A 4,002-nucleotide genomic window follows, 5' to 3' on the forward strand; every position below is an offset into this window, starting at 1 on the left:
GTGATTTGGGTCGTTCTAACGACCCAAATCACTCACGACCCACGCCCCCGCCCTACGGGAACGTCAGCACGACCTTCCCCCGGCCGTGCCCCGTCTCGATCTCCCGGTGCGCTGCCGCGGCCTCGGTGAACGGGTACGTCCGCCGCACCAGGAACCGCAGGTCTCCCTTGACGTACAGCGAAGCCAGCATCCTCAGCCGCTCCGCCGACCGCGTCCCGGTGACCACCCGCGCTCCGGCCCCCGGAGCGTGTTCGTGCTCGACGAGGGTGAGCACGCGGTCCGGGTCCCCGACCAGCTCCAGCGAGAGATCGAACGCCACCCCGCCCGCGCCGTCGAGTGCCGCGTCGACTCCGGACGCCGCGAGGGCGCGTACCCGGTCGGCGAGACCGTCGCCGTAGACCACCGGTTCGGCGCCGAGGGAACGGACGTAGTCCTGATTCACCTCACTCGCCGTACCGATGACCTTCACCCCGCGCAACGCGGCGAGCTGCACGGCGGCGGTCCCCACCGCGCCTGCCGCGCCGTGGACCAGCAGCGTTTCCCCGCCGGCGATCCGCAGGGAGTCCAGGGCCAGGTACGCCGTCTGCGTCCCGGCCGTGAAGCCACCCGCGACCTCCCACGGCATCTCCGGCGGCTTCGGCGTGACGTTCTCCGCGGGCACCACGATGTACTCGGCGTACGCCTGCACGGCCGTGAACCCGAGCACCTCGGTCCCCGCGACGAGGCCGGTAACCCCGGAACCGGCCTCGTCGACGACCCCGGCGAACTCGTTCCCCGGGACACGCGGCCAACGCAATTCGATCCCCGCGGGTTCCCAGCCCGCCCGCACGGCCGCGTCGTACGGCTGCACCCCCGCCGCCTTCACCCGCACCCGGACCTCTCCCGCCCCGGCGTGCGGCTCTTCCAGCTCCATCACCCGGAGTACCTCCGGGCCACCGGCTTCCGTGAACGCGGCCGCTTTCATGCTGTTCCTCCAGTTTGTTCCCCGCTGTCGGAGCCCACTCTGGTATCTCCACTTAACTGGAGGTCAAGAGTTGTCGGTGCGACGCTCTAAGCTGCCGACGTGACGAGCTACCGCATCTCCAGGGCAAGCGCTTCCGACGCGGGCCGGTTGACCGCGCTGATGCATGAATCCAGCGCCTACCAAGGGGAGTACGCGCCGATTCTCGAGGGCTACCAGGTCACCGAGGACTACCTCGCCACCCACTCCGCGTTCGTCGCCCACGCGCAGCGGAACGTGGTCGGCTTCTACAGCCTCGTCGAGTACCCGGCCGAGCTGGACCTGCTGTTCGTCGCCGATTCCGCACAGGGCACCGGCATCGGGGCATGGCTGGTCGAGCATATGCTCGGCAGGGCCGCGGAGCTCGGCATGACCGAGATCCGCGTCGTCGCCCACCCGCCTGCCACCGGGTTCTACGAGCGGATGGGCGCGCGACGGGTCGGTGTCATGCCACCCCAGCCGCCGAAGATCACCTGGGAGCGCCCGGAACTGGTCTTCGACGTCGGCGGGTAACCATTCGGGGTGCAATCGGGCCACTTGCCGTAACGAGTGGCGGCGTTCGGGCGAAACATGGCCGCAAGGAGCCTGGAAGGGAGCGGGCCATGAGCAAGAACTACGGGTTCATGACCGTGTTGGCGGGGCTGAGCGCGCTCGCGCTCATCACGGTGGCGGCCGTCATGCGGTATCCGAACACCTCGGACGTCACGGCGGTGATCACCGCGTCGGGCACGGTGATCGGCACCGTGGTGGGCGCCTTCTTCGGCGTGAACGCGGCCTCCGCGGGACGCGTCAAGGCCGAAGAGAGCCGGGATCAAGCGACGGCGGCGCTGGTGAAAGTGGCCAGCAAGGCCGACGAGGACAGCGATGTCGCCAAAGCGGCGATGGAGGGGGTCGGCTGATAGTCCTCTGTGGACACTCAGCCGAGCGCGTCGAGGAGAGCGAGGTCCGGCGGCACGAGCGTGGTGGAAAGCACCAGCTCTCGCAAGAGGTTGTCGTTCAACGCGTTCCCGACCGGTTCGCCGACCTCTTCGCGCCGCAGGCCGTAGACGCCGCCCGCCGAAAGCCGCGCGCGGACGTCGATGACGACGTGCTCGACACGGCGGCTGGTCCAGGTCTCCTCGGGGCGGAGTTCGCCGAGTACCTCGGCCGTCTGCTGGCGGGACAGCGGCTGGGGATTGAGGTCGTGCAGTAGATAGCGCTGGCCGAACACGACCAGCACCAGGCGTTCGTCCGCGCTGAGGCGCCAGCGGCGGGGCGGCACGGTGACGTCACCGTGCCGGGTGACGGGCTGGCCGCCGTCGGGACCGGCGACGTACAACTCGAGCAAATGCTCCCGCCTGCCCGAACCGCGGACGAACAGGGGCGTGTAACCGTCCGAAAGCGGGATCGGCTCCTCGCCGAGGGAAAGCCAGCGGGAGTTCGGCAGGCGGATGGGCAACTGGCCGGTGTTGCTGACCCACCACTGTCCGCTGCTGAAGTTCAGGAGGCCGTGCTTGCGGCTGACCTGCAGATCGTTCTCGCCAACACAGACGTCGACCTGCGGCCTGTTGCGCCCGAAGGAGATCTCGCTGCCCTCGCCGGGGTCGACGGACACGCCACCGGCGAGCGTGAGGGCGAAGACCGCGCCGGGGGCCGACCGGGGCACACCGAGCGCGAGGCTTTCGTGCGCCGTGGTGAGCCGCTTCATCCTGCCTCCTCCGTGTCCCCCCGGCGTCCCCCGGCAGTATGCGAGACGCTGCCGGGGACCCGTCCCCGGCCTACGATGGTCGCGGGAGGGCGATCATGACGCAACCACGGACGCGGATCTCGGCCACCGTGCTCGGCAGCCCCGACCCGCGCGCGCTCGCGGGCTTCTACGCGCGGCTACTCGGCTGGCCGATCACGTACGAAGAACCCGGTTGGGTGATGCTGAAACCACCCGGTGGCGGCACAGGCCTGTCATTCCAGCACGAACCCGGCCACGCCCCGCCGGTATGGCCGCCGCAGGCCGGTGCCCAGCAGATGATGCTGCACCTGGACATCGGCGTCGATGATCTGGCCGGTGCCGTCGCCTGGGCACTCGAAGGTGGCGCGACGCTCGCTTCACACCAGCCGCAAGACGACGTCCGCGTGCTGCTGGACCCCGACGGCCACCCGTTCTGCCTCTTCCCTGCCGAGTTCTGACCGCGGCGGCAGTCACAGGAAAATCCGTAGTGTGGGGGCATGATTGACTTCTCCAAAGACACCGTCTTCAAACTCACGCCGTGCAAACCGAAGGACATCGAGCCGACGGTGCAGCCGATCATCATCCCCGGGGAACAGATCTACTCATCGTTCAAAGCGGTGCGCGATTTCGTGGTGTTCACGAACAAGCGGCTGATCGCGGTGAACGTCCAGGGCATGACCGGCAAGAAGAAGGACTTCACTTCCCTGCCGTACAACAAGATTCAGGCGTTCTCCATCGAAACCGCCGGCACCTTCGACCTGGACGCCGAGCTGGACCTGTGGTTCAGCGGCCTGGGGAACGTGCGCCTGGAGTTCCGCGGCTCGGACATCCGCGCGATCGGCCAACTGATCGCCACCCACACGCTCTAGGTCGCGCCTGCTCGCGTTCGCTGGGGCGTTGGGTCCGGTGGATCGTGAGTGGCGATCGGGTTAGTAAGGGGCAAGGCAAACGTGGCCTGACGTGTTCGCCGACGGGAGCGGACTCTTCAGGGGACCCGACACCGCACTCGCGTACTCAAAGCCGTGACTCGCGTGCTCAGACCCCGCACCCCTGAGTTCGGCATCCAGCACGTGAGTTACGTCCTCAAGCACGCGAGTTACGTCCTCAAGCACGCGAGTCACGCCTTCAAGCACGCGAGTTACGTTCCTGAGCACGCGAGTCACGCCTTCAAGCACGCGAGTTTCGGGACCAGCCCTGCCATTCGGGACCTGCCCCGCCCCGCCTCGGCTGCCCACGACGTGCGTTGCGAAGGGCAGGGGGGTCGTGAGTGTTTTGGGTCGTTCTAACGACCCAAAAC

6 protein-coding genes are annotated in these 4,002 nt (G+C 68.1%); 4 read left to right on the top strand and 2 right to left on the bottom strand.

Features of this window, described 5'->3' with window-relative positions:
- Positions 1-52: 52 nt before the first annotated feature.
- Entirely contained in the window at positions 53-964 is a 912-nt protein-coding gene (locus AB0M65_RS40420) for an NADP-dependent oxidoreductase (RefSeq protein ID WP_364040825.1), read from the bottom strand.
- A 99-nt stretch (positions 965-1,063) separates the two neighbouring features.
- Here AB0M65_RS40420 and AB0M65_RS40425 point away from each other — a divergent pair, with 99 nt between their 5' ends.
- Complete coding sequence (locus AB0M65_RS40425; RefSeq protein ID WP_364040828.1) at positions 1,064-1,513, top strand: GNAT family N-acetyltransferase; 450 nt, start codon at positions 1,064-1,066, stop codon at positions 1,511-1,513.
- A gap of 89 nt (positions 1,514-1,602) precedes the next feature.
- The gene (locus tag AB0M65_RS40430) at positions 1,603-1,899 is read left to right on the top strand and encodes a hypothetical protein (RefSeq protein WP_364040831.1); all 297 of its coding nucleotides are present in this window, start codon (positions 1,603-1,605) and stop codon (positions 1,897-1,899) included.
- A 17-nt stretch (positions 1,900-1,916) separates the two neighbouring features.
- Here the strand turns inward: AB0M65_RS40430 and AB0M65_RS40435 are convergent, their stop codons facing one another.
- Positions 1,917-2,687, bottom strand: a complete 771-nt coding sequence (locus AB0M65_RS40435; RefSeq protein WP_364040834.1) for an FHA domain-containing protein — start codon at positions 2,685-2,687, stop codon at positions 1,917-1,919.
- Positions 2,688-2,782: 95 nt separating this feature from the next.
- On the opposite strand from AB0M65_RS40435, the gene AB0M65_RS40440 reads away from it, so the two are divergent.
- Both AB0M65_RS40440 and AB0M65_RS40445 read left to right on the top strand, forming a co-directional pair.
- Positions 2,783-3,163 carry a VOC family protein gene (locus tag AB0M65_RS40440; protein ID WP_364040837.1) on the top strand — a complete coding sequence of 127 codons (381 nt, stop codon included), beginning with the start codon at positions 2,783-2,785 and terminating at the stop codon, positions 3,161-3,163.
- A gap of 39 nt (positions 3,164-3,202) precedes the next feature.
- A complete protein-coding gene (locus tag AB0M65_RS40445) occupies positions 3,203-3,574 on the top strand; it encodes a PH domain-containing protein (RefSeq protein WP_364040840.1) in 372 nt (123 codons plus the stop codon).
- Positions 3,575-4,002 lie beyond the last annotated feature (428 nt).

Source organism: Amycolatopsis sp. NPDC051071, from assembly GCF_040682875.1.
Taxonomy (GTDB): Bacteria; Actinomycetota; Actinomycetes; order Mycobacteriales; family Pseudonocardiaceae; genus Amycolatopsis.